Here is a 14,490-nt window from a genome sequence, read left to right as displayed (position 1 = left end):
TTAACCCCCAGACATGAAGTAGGGATACTAACATCACCAATCATCACGTAACATTAACGGCTATACAGAATTAAGCGTAAACCCTGAGCAGCATTACCTCTGACCATTCGCCTAGGCGCTGAACACATGATTCAGGACAACCTGTTCAACTACAAACGATTTGTTTTCCTGAAATGGGCCTTGCTGCTGACGCTCATTTCATCGTTTGCCTACCTTTTCGATCAACCAAGAATCAATGCCAATGGCGGAACCTGGCTGGGCTATACCCTGGGAACAATTGGTGCCCTACTCATTGTTTGGCTGATGTGGTTTGGTGTACGCAAGCGCCAGTACGCCAACGAAACAGGCAACCTACGCGGCTGGGTATCCGCACATATTTATTTGGGCTTGGCTTTGTCGGTGGTAGCAACATTGCACACCGGCTTTCAGATTGGCTGGAACGTGCATTCGTTGGCGTATGTGCTGACCATGGCAACCATTGGCACAGGTGTTTGGGGACTCAGTTTTTATTTGCGTTATCCCACTGAAATGTCGAACGTTCTAAATCGCCAAAGTCCCGAACAAATAGTGGAACAAATTCAAACCCTCGACCGCGAGGCACAAAAACAGCTTAAGAATGTAGCTGATATGGTCGGGCGTGTTATCGCTGCTTCACTCAAACAAAGCATTTACCCCAATCGCAAAAGCCAACGCAGGGGGAATGTTAAAGACTGCGCCACCGAGAATGCTGTCAATTATCTGCAGCGGGAAATGACGCAGGCTGACAACCTCTCTGACCTGTACAGAAACCAGGTGCAGCGATTGCGCGCCTTGAAACAATTGCGCCGTTATTACCACTTACGGTACTGGCTTGAGCTGTGGCTATCCATCCACGTTCCATTGTCATTTGGCCTTCTGGCGGCGTTGATTACGCACGTGCTGTCTGTTTTTATTTACTGGTAAGCGAACATGGCCGAACAAGAAAAAAGCCCGCTTCAACGTGAGCAACAGGCATTACAAAAACCCTTGGGGCTAAAGCGCCCCCTGTCCTGGATATTTTTCGTACCCATTCTCTTTGCGTTCTTTGTTTTGCCTTTAGTGGCCATGCAAGCACCTGAGCTGTTTGGCTTTGAGTCCAAAGGCTCTGACGAAAAGACGCAAACTGTGCCTGCCGACCAATTGCCGGTAAATGCGCACCCAAGCCTTCAAAGTACCCAGGTTTCAAGCACGAGAAACACCACGGCACTGGCACTCGATTCAATCTGGAACCCGGGCCCGTTGGCCTCAGCGCACTCGAATCTGGAAGGCGACTGCCAAGCTTGTCATACCGGTAATTTCTCAAGAGTGAAAGACGAAAACTGCTTGGTGTGCCACAGCAATATGGGTCTGCATGTGACCGAGCAAACGCTGCCCGACACCTCATTTGAGGAAGGCCGCTGCGCAAGCTGCCATCGAGACCACAAAGGGCGCGAAAGCCTTGCAGAACAAAACAAACATTTTGTGGGCACCGACTGCGCGGCTTGCCATGCAGATATTAAAACTGTGGCGCCCAAAACTGAAACATTGGCAGTCAACGACTTTGCCGCAGACAAACACCCAGCATTCAGAATCACAGTGGCTACTGGTCCGGAACCCAGTGATTTGCGCCGAATTCGGATGGTGGCAAACACACCCATTACCGAGAAAACCAGCCTGAAATTCCCCCACGACATTCATCTCGACCCCAAGGGCATTGACAGCCCGAGCAAGAAGGTTGTGATGGAATGCGCCAACTGTCACGAGCCAGCGGATACAGCTACAGGGTTTAAAACACTCAGTATGGAAAGCCACTGCCAGGAATGTCACAAACTGAGTTTTGAGCCTGCTTTGCCTGATCGACAGGTTCCCCACGGCCCAGTCGATGCAGTGCTGAGCACCGTTGAAGAGTTTTACAGTTATCTGGCACTTCACCCTGAAGAACGGAACAGGGTAAATGCGCAACGCGCTGTTTTACGGGCGCGCCCTGGCGAGAAAGACCCGAATCGATCCAACCTGCGAAACCTGAGCGGAAACCCACGTGCGCAGGCTGCTTTTGCCACAGCGGAGTTGTTTGAGAACACCGCATGTTCGGTATGTCACGAAGTAAAAGCCGTGGATGGTCTGGGCAATACGAAAACCTCTGGCTCCAGAATGCCACAGTACGAGATTGCCGAGATCAATCCTGCCCACCCGTGGATGCCCATGGCCAAATTCGACCACCAGGCACACGCCTTTGAAAGTTGTGACAGTTGTCACAAAGCGGCCAAATCCGAAGAAGCCAGTGATGTACTGATGCCCGCAATTGAAGGTTGTCAAACTTGTCATGCGGGCAGTAAACCCGTGCTCAACAAAGTTCAGTCAGACTGTGGCGTGTGCCACGAATACCATATTCATAACAAAGAAGTGGCAGTGAAGTAATCGCCATTCGACGCAGTAGCTTGAGTAGACAGACCAGCAGTGAACTGGGGACTTTGCAGGCAAGCAAGTCCATTGAAAAACAAAGATGAGCGAGTTAGAAGTCGATGCGCAAACGCACAAATGCCATGACAGGCACAGCAACCCAATTAAGAAGAATGGCCATGGGAGTGGCCGTATGCCTTGCAACACCATTCATCTTGGTGTCTTGCGGTGGCGGGGGTGGCGGTGGAAGCTCGTCTGAACCCAATTTCAATGTTGAGCCTTTGGGCACGCAAAGCTTGTCCATCCCGGAGGTTAACGACATTGTGGCCCGCGCGGTACAGGCGTCGATTTCCCGAGGTGTGCAATCAACCATCGCAGTCACCGATCGTGTCGGCAATGTGTTGGCCGTTTATCGCATGACCAACTCCAGCCCATCCGTAATTATCACAAGTGGACTGAGTGGTGCCAATGGCAGGGGCCTGGACGGATTCACACCTGTACCCAGTGAATTGGCAGCCATTGCCAAAGCAATTACCGGAGCCTACCTGTCTTCAACCGGGAACGCATTCAGCACCCGTACAGCCAGCCAAATTGTTCAGGAATTTTTCCAACCAGGGGAAACAGGCCAGCCCAGCGGCCCACTGTACGGCGTGCAGTTCAGCCAACTTCCCTGCTCTGATCTGAATGTGTGGCTTTCACAAAATGCGACCATTGGACCAAAACGCTCACCGCTTGGTTTGTCAGCAGATCCTGGTGGCTTTCCGATCTATCAGGAAGGCCGGGTGGTGGGTGGTATCGGCGTGATTGCATCAACCGATGCGGGTACACAAGGCGTGTACGGGCTGGACCGTGACATCCTCACCAATGAAGTTGATCTTGAGGAAGAAATCGCATTTGCCGCCCTGCCAGAGGCTTTCCGTGCGCCCGCTCAAATTCGTGCAAATCGTATTACTGCAAACGGCCAAACCTTTCAGTTCTCCAACACCACACCCGCAGTGGCTGGCGTGGCGGCGCTGGCCGGGAATGGAAACTTCGTGGCAGTTACAGGCTACAAAACAGCTGCGGGTGTAATTGCTGGAACATCTTATGGCACCAGTCAATCCGGTTACGTAGCGACCACCGCCCCAGCCTTCAATGGCCTGAACACATTTACCCTGATTACCAACCCCGCTGACAACACCTCGGTGCGTTTTCCGCCGACTGCCGGAGCGAACCTGACGCAAGCCGAGGTGCAGAATATTTTGGTCGAGGGAATGAAGATTGCGAACCGCGCTCGTGCGCAAATCAGAAATCCTTTGGGTTCTCCAGCGGAAGTCACGGTGTCTGTGGTTGATCTTGACGGAGATATTCTAGGCTTGGTTCGCTCGTCAGACGCACCGATATTTGGCACCGATGTATCGGTACAAAAAGCGCGCTCGGCACTTTCATTCAGTTCAGCAGAGGCATTGACTGACTTTACTGCAATTGATGCGGGTAACCATGCCGCATTTGCCAATGCAATGGACACGTTTTTTACCGGGCAGGCCAGTTCCCTGAATGGCAGCAAGGCATTTTCGGCGCGCGCAATCGGCAACGTTCACCGCCCTTACTTTCCAGACGGCGAGGTGGGTACGCCAACAGGCCCACTTTCATCACCAATCTCTCAATGGAGCCCCTTCAACGTTGGCTTTCAATTGAACATTGTGACCAACAAGGTATTGGGTACGCTGACAGCGACCACGCGCGCAGCAAATCAGTTCTCACCCCCTGCCGCACTCACCTGTGTTGACGACGTGAATATTCCCGCAGGTCGACAAGGCCGTTTCGCCAATGGTATGCAGATTTTCCCGGGAGGTTTCCCGATTTACAAAGGCGACACATTGGTAGGTGCAATTGGTGTGTCCGGTGACGGCGTGGACCAGGACGACATGATTGGCTACCTGGGCGTGATCAACGGTGCAACCGCTGTGGGCAGTACCATGCGCCCATTCCCCTCCACCTTGCTGACTGCCAATGAATTGTCCAATTCAGGCGAATTTTTGAAGTATGTGCAGTGCCCGCAAACTCCGTTCAACAACAGCAGTGAACAAAACGTATGCCCAGCACCATGAAGAAAAACAACAACATCATGCGTTTGAAACCACTGGCCATCGGGCTGATTTTGGCTGGCTTGCTGCCCGTGCCCGCAATTGCACAAATTCGGGCGGATATTCGCAGCGAAACAAAACCCAACCTTGTTGCCCAGGTGACAGAAACCGTTGAGAAAGTTACCCGGAAAGTGGCGGGTATTCCGGAAGCCACGGAACTTGAAAACGCCGAACGCCCGCTGGTGTTGCTGCAAGTGTTTGACAACCGAAGCGTGGTGTACACAAAACCCAACAAGGAATCTCGCGCGATTGGCGAGTTTTTCAAAGGTCAGTTGGTCGATGCCTATGAAGAGAAAGACGGCTGGTACAGGGTTCGTATTCAGGACAGCCTCTTGGGTGGCTTCCTGGGCAGCACCGACGGCTGGGTGCAACAAGGCACCGGCCAGTACGGTGAACAATCGCTGGGCGTATTTGCGCCCCGCGCATTTTCAGCCGATGTGCTGCAAGACAAAGCAGGCACTGGCATACGCCCTTCAAGCACTGCCACACCGGGCATAGTCCCCAACACCATTCCACAAACACCGCAGGTACAGCGCGCCATTCCTGGCCGCGACACACCCATTGTGCCGCGTGACATTGCCATACCCGTGATCGACCCGAGCCAGGTGCCCCCACCTTTGCCCAACCTGCCACGCGAAACAGTGGCAGTGCCTGATCGCTGGCGAATTATGCAATCGCTGGGTTTCAAGTTTCCCTTGTTCGACCCCTACAACCAGAACGTGATCAAGGGCGACCTGCCCGTGTTGCAGAACACACTGGGCCCCGACTGGTTTTTTAACTTGGGTATTATTGCCGACACGCTGTACGAGCAACGCAACTTCCCGGTGCCTGTACCGCCAGCGACATCCACCACTGGTGGGCAGGCCAATATTTTCGGTGATGGTGAGCAATCGATTTTTGCCCACAACTTGATCGTGAGTTTGTCGTTGACCAAAGGCAACACTACTTTCAAACCACCCGACTATGAGTTCCGTTTAACACCGGTGTTCAACTACACCGATGTGCGCGTCAATGAAGACCGCTTGCTGAAAATTGCCTCTTCTTCCGGCGATGTTCGCCGTGAAGGGTTTGTGGGTATTCAGGAAGCATTTGTCGACGTGCACCTTCGCAACGTGTCAGATCGCTACGATTTCGACAGCTTGCGTGTAGGTATTCAGCCATTCATCAGCGACTTCCGGGGCTTTCTGTTCCAAGACCTGCCCATGGGCATTCGCCTGTTCGGCAACCGCAACAACAACATTTACCAGTACAACATCGGCTATTTCAAGCGGGTTGAAAAAGACACCAACAGTGGTCTGAATGATATTCGGCAAGACCTGCGTGACGATGATTTTTTCGTGGCCAACCTGTATCGGCAAGACTTCCCGTTTTTGGGTTTCACCAGTCAGGTTTCTTACATCCACAACCGCAACGATGAAGACGGTGAACGTTACTTCGACGCAAACGGATTTCTCGCTCGGCCCTCCTCGCTGGGCGATCAAAAGCCGTTTGGCTACCATGTGGATTATTTTGGGTTCAGCGGTGATGGCCACTACGGCCGCATGAACATTACCACTTCAACCTACTACGCCACGGGTAAAACAGACAGGCACCCGCTTGCCCAGCGCGAGCAAGACATTGATGCATTCTTTCACGCCACAGAATTGTCGCGCGACTTTGACTGGTTCCGCTTGCGTGGCAGTTTCCTGTATGCATCGGGTGATGAAGATCCCTTTGATGGCAAAGCCGAAGGTTTCGATGCAATTTTTGAGAACCCCCAATTTGCAGGGGCCGACACCAGCTTTTTCATCCGTCAAAATATTCCTTTGATCGGCGGCGGTGGAGTGGCTTTGTCAGGCCGAAACGGCGTGTTGCCCTCCCTGCGTTCAAGCAAAGAACAGGGACAATCGAATTTCATCAACCCAGGGCTGTTGTTAGTGGGTATTGGTGCCGATATTGATGTATTGCCCGAGTTGCGTTTGGTGGCCAACCTGAACAAGCTTGAGTTCGACAACACCAATGTGCTGGGCACATTGCGACAACAGCGCCCTCCCTCCACCGACCTGGGCATTGATGCGTCAGTGGGTTTTCAGTACCGACCATTCTTCTCACAAAATATTGTGGTGAACGGGTCGTTTGCCAAGCTGTTGCCTGGCAAGGGCTACAAAGAATTGTTTCCGGAAGACAAGGACCCTTACTCCTTTCTGTTTAACGTGATTTTGAGTTTCTAAAGCAGGTTGTTTGTTGATGAATTTGAATACCGCCATTGCTCCTCCAACAAAGCCCGCCAGCAACAATCGCTGGAAGGGCTGGCTGTTTGCATTGGGTTTCGCAGTGGCCGCTGTTTCCACTCTGGGTATCGCCCCGGTGGCTCATGCCGCCAGTGAAAAGCTGCCTGAAAAAAGTTACACCATGGCGCCTGCAGCGCCTGAACGCCAAACGGCGCAACAGGCCTTTGCAAAAACCGAAGGCTGCATGACCTGCCACACACAAACCGACCAACACACCATGCATGCCAACCCTGGCGTGGTGTTGGGCTGCACCGATTGCCATGGCGGTGACGCCACCGTGAAATGGAACGGCAAAGAAGACAAGCAAGGCTCGTTGGCATACGACCACACCCGCGCTGCGCGTGAAAAAGGCTTTGCACCCGAATACCGTGCCGCGCTGGACAAAGCGCACATTGCGCCACGCAACGAGAAATTCTGGAACTACCCTTCGTCAGCCAACCCAAAACGTTCTTATGCCAAGCTGAACAAAGAGCACCCTGCTTACATTCGTTTCATCAACCCGGGCGATTTGCGTGTTGCACGCGAGGCCTGTGGTGCATGTCATTTGCCGGTCATTCAAGCCCAGGAACGTAGCCTGATGAGCACCTCGGCCATGCTGTGGGGCGGTGCTTCTTATAACAATGGAATCTTGCCTTACAAGCGCTACATTCTTGGCGAGGCTTACACGCAAGATGGTCAACCTGGTTTGCTGAAAAACCCGGTGGAGGCCAACAACGAGCTGTTTGTTCACAAGGGTATTCTGAATGAACTGGCGCCATTGCCCGCGTGGGAAACCACGCCCCCGGGCGACATATTCCGCGTATTTGAACGCGGTGGGAAGGTGATTAACAGCATATTTCCCGAGGTGGGCTTGCCCAACGTGCTGGGTCAAATTCAGCGCCTGGATGAACCAGGGCGGCCCGACATCAAACAGTCCAACCGGGGTCCCGGCACGGGCCAGCGAATTGCGGTACCTTTGATTAACGTGACGAAAACCCGTTTGAACGATCCACATCTTTGGTTTCTGGGCACCAATGAGCAACCGGGCGATTACCGTTCATCAGGCTGTACAGGTTGCCACACCATTTACACCAACGACCGCGACCCAAAGCACGCAGGACCCTACGCCAAGTTTGGTCACGATGGCACCACACAAACCATTGACCCAACCATTGCAAAAAATGAAAGTGGCCACCCGGTGAAGCATGAATTCACCCGCGCCATTCCAAGCTCGCAGTGCATGGTGTGCCATATGCACCAGCCTAACGTGTTTGTGAACAGCTATTACGGCTACATCATGTGGGACTACGAAAGCGATGCGCCGCACATGTGGCCAGAAAAGCAACGCTACCCCACCGATTCGGAAATGCGCGAAATTCTGGATCGCAACCCCGAAGAAGCGGCGGTGCGTGGCAAGTGGAGCGACCCTGAGTTCCTTAAAAACGTGTCCACACTGAACAGCAAATTGAAAGACACCCAGTTTGCGGATTACCATGGCCATGGCTGGAACTTCCGCGCGGTGTTCAAGCGCAACCGCAAAGGCGCATTGCTGGATGCCGAGGGCAATGTTGTTGCCGACGACGACCCCAAGAAATTCGACAAGGCAGTACACCTAAGCTCCATTCACCTGGACGTGGGCATGCACTGCGTGGATTGCCACTTTGCGCAAGACATGCACGGCAATGGCCACATTTACGGCGAAGTGGCTGCTGCAGTTGAAGTGGATTGTGCCGATTGCCATGGCACTGCCACCAAATACCCCACCTTGCGCACCAGCGGGCCTGCCGCACCACCCGGCGGCAGCGATCTGACCCAATTGCGAACGCAAGACGGGCGTAAGCGTTTCGAGTGGCGCGATGGAAAGCTATACCAGCGCGCTGCACTGGACCCCAACAAAGAATGGGAAATGAGTCTGGTGAAAGACAACATGAACCCGGCCCACCCTGAGTACAACGCCAAAGCAGCACGCGCCAAATTGATGGGTGCAGGCGCAGAGGGTCAGGATGGCAAATGGGGCCCGGGCGTAAAAGAACTGGCACACGACAACGACAAGATGACCTGCTTCACCTGTCACTTGAGCTGGACCACCAGCTGTGCTGGTTGTCACTTGCCCATTCAAGCCAACTGGAAAACCGAGCGCCTGCATTATGAAGGCGGGGAAACCCGAAACTACGCCACCTACAACCCGCAAGTGGCACGCGATGACATGTTCCAGCTGGGCGTACATGGCCCGGTGAAAGGCAACCGCATAGCGCCAATTCGTTCAAGCTCGGCTTTGATTCTGTCGTCAATGAACGCGAACCGCGAGCGTATTTACATTCAGCAGCCACCGATTGCAGCCAGTGGTTTTTCCTCGCAGGCTTTTGCACCACACTACCCGCACACCGAGCGCAAGGAAGAAACCAAAACCTGCAGCGATTGCCATTTGTCACGAGAAGATGACAACAACGCCATCATGGCGCAGTTGCTGCTGCAGGGCACCAACTTCGTGAACTTCATTGGCTTCAACGCCTGGCTGGGTGGCAGCGAACACATTGCGGCAGTCACTGTGACAGAGTGGGACGAACCCCAGGCCGTGTTGGGCAGTTACCTGCACAAGTATGCCTACCCCGACTATTACCAGAACCACTTGAATCGCAACCGAGAACTGGCCGATACCGTGGTGCCAGCGCTGATGGACCACACCACCAAGGGCGTGGCCAGCTGCCTGCAACTGCGCGGCGAATATGTGTTTGTGGCTGAAGGCAAAGGAGGCTTTCGCGCCTATGATGCAGCCAGTGTCGCCAACAAGGGTTATGGCCAGCGCGTAATTACGGCACCATTCAGCCCCTTGGGGCACGACACCCATGTGGCCACGAAAAACGCGACGTGCATGGCCTTGCCCACTAACCAGCCCATCAACCCCGAGAAAAACCAGGGTGACTTGATGCGCATCACCAATATGGAACAGCCCTTCCACCCCATTTACAACTATGCCTTCATCACCGACAGCGAAGAGGGTCTGATTGCTGTGAATGTAAATACACTAGCCGACGGCGAACCACGCAACAACTTTTTCGAGCGCGCTGTAACGTGGAATGAAAACGGCGTATTGAACGGCGCCAGCCACATTACCCTGGGCGGGCACTATGCCTACATCACCACCCCCAAAGGCCTGGTGTTTGTCGACATCAACAACCCCTTGAAGCCGCGCCACATCACCACCCTGCCCTTGCAGGATGCACGCGCCACAGCGGTTCAATTCCGCTACCTGTTTGCCACCACGGCCAAAGGGCTGGAAGTGATCGACATTACCCACCCCGAGAAACCCGAGCACACCGGTGCGGTGGTAGCACTGGCCGATGCGCAACGGGTTTATTTGGCGCGTACCTACGCCTACGTGGCTGCAAAAAGACAGGGCTTGGTCATCGTAGACATTGAACGTCCGCGAAAGCCCGTGGTGTATCAACAATTTACTGCTGACGGGCAACTGAATGACGCGCATGATGTGGTGGTGGGCTCTACCAACGCATCGCTGTTTGCGTATGTGGCCGACGGTGTGAATGGTTTGAAAGTGTTGCAACTGACATCGCCCGACACGCAGCCCAAATTTTACGGCTTCTCGCCTGCGCCCATGCCGGAATTGATTGCATGGCGTAAAACCCCAAGCCCGGCTTTGTCGGTGTCGAAAGGGTTGGACCGCGATCGTGCCGTGGATGAAACAGGTGGGCAAATTGCCGTGTTTGGCCGCATTGGTTCGCGCCCATTTACCCGCAAGGAAATGGAAGCGTTTTACCTGCGCCCCGATGGCAGATTGTGGACTGTGACCGACAAGGTTGAAAAGGAAAACTACTTGCCCAAGCCCAAAGTCAATTCAGTGGCTTTCAGAAAGGATTAAGCCATGAAAGCAAACGCCTTGAATCGATGCTTCAATCGCCTGTTGCTTACGCTGGGCACAAGCGTGCTGCTGGCTGCGCCCACGGGCGGTATGACCCAAACCATGCCACACCAGTCGCAACACCAATCGGTGGGCACAGTGAACTGTGCAAGCAGCACCTGCCACGGCAGCATTGCTGAACGCACGGCGACACCTGTTTTGCAAAACGAATACACCACTTGGCTACGTGAAGACCCTCACACACAAGCCTATGCCGTACTAAAAAACGCACAATCGCAACGCATTGCAAAAAACCTGGGGCTTGCCCAACCAGCCCATGAAGCCAAAGTTTGCCTGGATTGCCACAGCCACAACGTGCCTGCCAGCAAGCAAGGCCCACGCTTTGACAAAAGCGATGGCATTAATTGCGAAGCCTGCCACGGCCCGGCCGAAAAATGGATTAAAACCCACGTAGAGCCCAAAGCCAGCCATGCGAAAAACATTGAAAATGGCCTGTACCCCACCAGCGATCCCTATGCTGCTGCCAAGCTGTGCACCAGCTGCCATGTGGGCGATTCAAGCCGCCCCATTACCCACCAAATCATGGGCGCAGGCCACCCACGCATTTCCATTGAAGTTGAAACCTTCATGGCCTTGGAGCCCCCGCATTACAAAATTGACGAAGATTGGGTTCAGCGCAAAGGTGCCTACGATGCCGGGAAAATCTGGGCCATGGGTCAGTTTGCAAGCAGTGCCAATTTGCTGGAACTGATTGCCGACCCCAAGCGAAATCGCCAGGGCATCATGCCCGAGCTCATGATGTTCGACTGCCACGCCTGCCATTCACCGATGAGCAAAAAAGACTGGTCCAAAGACCTGGCCCGCAGCCCCGGGCAGGCCCGCATCAACAACTCCAGCCTCATCATGGTTCAGGCCATTGTTCGCGCGGCTGCGCCACAACACAGCAGCGATATCGGAAAACTGGTGAACCAGTTGCATATTGCAAGTACATCGCCAGCCGCCAACTTCAACGAAGTTGAACGTGCCGCGAATGTACTTCACGCCCAACTCAACACAGTGCGCAAAGTGGTGGCCACCGTGCCGTTTACGGAGCAGGTACTGGAAAAAATCCTGAAGGACCTGGTGAACATGGCAGCCAACAATCAGTACGCTGATTTCGCAGGGGCCGAGCAAGCCTACATGTCGATCAGCAGCGTAGCCAACGGCCTGGCCCGCAAAGGAAATTCGCGCATTGCGCAAACCGTGAATTCAAAAATGGACCGTTTGCTGAAATTACTCAGCAATGATGAGGCCTACGATCGCGAAGCATTCCAATCCGAACTGCTGGCCCTGAAAGCCGCGGTGGGAGCGTAAACCATGCAAGACAATCTCAAACCCATGTTCGCCGAAATACAAGCAGAACTTGATGTCGCCATTGTAGGTTCCGGACCGGCAGGTTTATCCGCTGCTGCACGGGCGCAGCAACTGGGTTGTAAGTATGTGTTGTTTGAATCAGAGAACCACGCATCGGACACAATTTACAAGTACCAAAAGGGCAAGCACGTCATGGCCGAGCCCGGCTTTCTGCCCCTTCGCAGCGGCATGTCATTCGAAGCTGGAAAACGGGAAAGTATTTTGGGTACCTGGGATTCTCAGTTGCTCAATCAAAAAATCAATATTCAGTACAAGAAAACGGTTAGCAAAATAATCAAACTCAATGATGGCGCCGGGCCATTTGAGCTGACCTGTGAGGACGGAAGCACAACCACTGCCCGAACTGTGATTCTGGGGATTGGTTTGCAGGGCAATATACGAAAGATTGGAACCGCTGGTGACGACCTTCCGAATGTTCAATACACCCTGGCTGACCCTGACGAATTCAACAATGAAACGATTATTGTAATTGGCGCGGGTGATGCCGCCATTGAAAACGCCCTGGCCTTGATGAAGAACAACAAGGTGGTATTGATCAACCGCAAAGATGAATTTGCCCGCTGTAAAGAAGGCAATCTGAATCAGATTCTTGCGGCAGACAGGAATGAAGATTTGCGTATCTTCTACAACACCAGTACGAGTGCAGTAGAAGAAATCCCAGAGGCCAAAGAGGGTGAGCCCTCGCTCAACTACCGCTATAAAGGCCCCGAAGGTGAGCAGGCCATGCCAGTTCACCGAATTATTGCCCGTTTGGGGGCGACACCGCCCCGTGGCCTGGTAGAGAGCTTCGGGGTGACATTCCCCAACAGCGATCCCAACGCAGTGCCTGCGCTTAGCGAAACTTATGAATCCAACGTGCCAGGCCTGTTCATTGTCGGTGCGCTGGGTGGATACCCTCTAATCAAGCAAGCGATGAACCAAGGCCATGAGGTGGTGGATTCCATCATGGGCTTGCCGGTGGTACCCGCTGACGAGCCGTTGCTTGCCGAGAAATTCAAACCCCTGGGTGATGTCTCTGTCTCGGCAGTGCTGGACATGATTCTGGAAAATGTTCCACTGTTCAACCAGATGACTCGCCTTCAGCTGCGGGAATTCATGCTGGAATCAACACTTCACCAACCCAAGAAAGGTTCTGTCATTTTCCACAAAGGTGACTACACCAGCACTTTCTTTGCGATTGTGCAGGGTGGCGTGGGCATTGAATTGGTGAACAAGGAAGGCAAACCATTCATTCTTAATCTCGACAAAGGCAACTATTTTGGCGAGATGGGTCTGATCTCCGGGCGACGCCGCACAGCCACGGTTTACGCGGGAGAAAACTGCGTATTGATTGAAACGCCTCGCAAAGCCATGTTGAAGCTAATTGCCTCGGTGGATGCAGTGCGACGAACCATCGACGAAACGTTTGTGCGCAGAGCCTTGTCTACACACCTTGCCCCGCAGCTAGAACCCCAGGAAATCGAACAACTGATCGCATCAGGCATCAGTGTGACCCGCTACGTGCGAGGTGAAAAACTGTTCAGTGAAGGCGACAAAACTGACGGCTTGCACCTAATTCGGCGCGGGTCAGTGTCTGTATCCAAGTTGATTGATGATCAAGACTCCGTACTGTCGTATGTATCCGCAGGCAGCTATGTGGGTGAAATTGATTTGGTGAATGGTACGGATCGCCAAACGACATGTACCGCGACGGTACTCACCGAAGTGCTGTTGATTCAAGCAGACGCGGTCATCGACGTGTTGAGCAAAAACAGCAACTGGAAAAAAGCCCTGCAAACCAAGATTGGCAAACGCGTTCATGATGCGATTTTCCGGGAAAGTACAGCGAAACGTGAAAGCGATTTGATTCATTTTCTGATGAAGCAAGGTTTGGGAGATGCAACCAACGCCTTGATTATCGATGAGAATTTGTGTGTGCATTGTGACAATTGCGAACGTGCATGTGCAGAAACACACGACGGGATACCTCGCCTGGATCGAGACGCTGGCCCCACCTTCCAGAACATTCACCTGGCGCATTCCTGTCGACATTGTGAACAACCACATTGCATGAAAGACTGCCCGCCCGATGCCATTCGCCGCAATGAAAAGGGCGAGGTGATGATTGCGGACACCTGTATTGGCTGCGGTAATTGCGCCAAAAACTGCCCCTACAACGCCATTGAATTGCGGGTAAAACCACCCCCCAGAAAAACTGGCTTGTTGTCTTGGTTGCTGTTTGGCTCGGGCGGTCCCCTGGGTGAACGTCCAGTGAAATACGACGCGAATTCCATCAAAAAAGCCTACAAGTGTGACTTGTGCCACGGCAAAGATGGCGGCCCAGCTTGTGTTCGTGCATGCCCTACCGGCGCAGCCTTTCGAATTTCGCCCGAGGTGTATTTGAACCAGCAAAACGAATTGATCTAAGTCGACCAGATTCAATCAAGTC

At 53.3% G+C, this 14,490-nt stretch carries 7 protein-coding genes; all 7 read left to right on the top strand.

The annotated features are described in order from the left end of the window. The first annotated feature begins 126 nt into the window (after positions 1–126). The 7 genes from HKT17_RS05630 to HKT17_RS05600 all read left to right on the top strand — a co-directional run bounded on the left by HKT17_RS05630 (position 127) and on the right by HKT17_RS05600 (position 14,468). Complete coding sequence (locus tag HKT17_RS05630) at positions 127–942, top strand: hypothetical protein (protein ID WP_008251116.1); 816 nt, start codon at positions 127–129, stop codon at positions 940–942. Between the two features lie 6 nt (positions 943–948). Then, positions 949–2,415, top strand: a complete 1,467-nt coding sequence (locus HKT17_RS05625; RefSeq protein ID WP_171098494.1) for a cytochrome c3 family protein — start codon at positions 949–951, stop codon at positions 2,413–2,415. Between the two features lie 104 nt (positions 2,416–2,519). Further along, positions 2,520–4,487 (top strand): GlcG/HbpS family heme-binding protein, encoded by a 1,968-nt coding sequence (locus HKT17_RS05620; RefSeq protein ID WP_205882513.1) that lies wholly within the window; start codon positions 2,520–2,522, stop codon positions 4,485–4,487. Further along, positions 4,472–6,733: an SH3 domain-containing protein gene (locus tag HKT17_RS05615; RefSeq protein WP_240965911.1), complete on the top strand. Its 2,262-nt coding sequence runs from the start codon at positions 4,472–4,474 to the stop codon at positions 6,731–6,733. Before HKT17_RS05620 ends, HKT17_RS05615 begins: the two co-directional genes overlap by 16 nt. A gap of 16 nt (positions 6,734–6,749) precedes the next feature. Continuing rightward, a complete protein-coding gene (locus HKT17_RS05610; RefSeq protein WP_008251111.1) occupies positions 6,750–10,649 on the top strand; it encodes an LVIVD repeat-containing protein in 3,900 nt (1,299 codons plus the stop codon). A 3-nt stretch (positions 10,650–10,652) separates the two neighbouring features. Then, positions 10,653–12,002, top strand: a complete 1,350-nt coding sequence (locus tag HKT17_RS05605; RefSeq protein WP_171098493.1) for a multiheme c-type cytochrome — start codon at positions 10,653–10,655, stop codon at positions 12,000–12,002. Positions 12,003–12,005: 3 nt separating this feature from the next. Then, positions 12,006–14,468 carry a cyclic nucleotide-binding domain-containing protein gene (locus HKT17_RS05600; protein ID WP_171098491.1) on the top strand — a complete coding sequence of 821 codons (2,463 nt, stop codon included), beginning with the start codon at positions 12,006–12,008 and terminating at the stop codon, positions 14,466–14,468. The last annotated feature ends 22 nt before the right edge of the window (positions 14,469–14,490 follow it).

Origin of the sequence: Limnobacter sp. SAORIC-580, from assembly GCF_013004065.1 — a bacterium.
Taxonomy (GTDB): domain Bacteria; phylum Pseudomonadota; class Gammaproteobacteria; order Burkholderiales; family Burkholderiaceae_B; genus Limnobacter; species Limnobacter profundi.
This window is presented reverse-complemented; position numbering and strand designations above follow the sequence as displayed.

Bases quoted from the DNA above. Each gene is read 5' to 3' on its own strand.
- HKT17_RS05630 (WP_008251116.1), top strand. From the start codon at position 127: ATGATTCAGGACAACCTGTTCAACTACAAACGATTTGTTTTCCTGAAA.
- HKT17_RS05615 (WP_240965911.1), top strand. From the start codon at position 4,472: ATGCCCAGCACCATGAAGAAAAACAACAACATCATGCGTTTGAAACCA.
- HKT17_RS05620 (WP_205882513.1), top strand. From the start codon at position 2,520: ATGCGCAAACGCACAAATGCCATGACAGGCACAGCAACCCAATTAAGA.
- HKT17_RS05610 (WP_008251111.1), top strand. From the start codon at position 6,750: ATGAATTTGAATACCGCCATTGCTCCTCCAACAAAGCCCGCCAGCAAC.
- HKT17_RS05605 (WP_171098493.1), top strand. From the start codon at position 10,653: ATGAAAGCAAACGCCTTGAATCGATGCTTCAATCGCCTGTTGCTTACG.
- HKT17_RS05600 (WP_171098491.1), top strand. From the start codon at position 12,006: ATGCAAGACAATCTCAAACCCATGTTCGCCGAAATACAAGCAGAACTT.
- HKT17_RS05625 (WP_171098494.1), top strand. From the start codon at position 949: ATGGCCGAACAAGAAAAAAGCCCGCTTCAACGTGAGCAACAGGCATTA.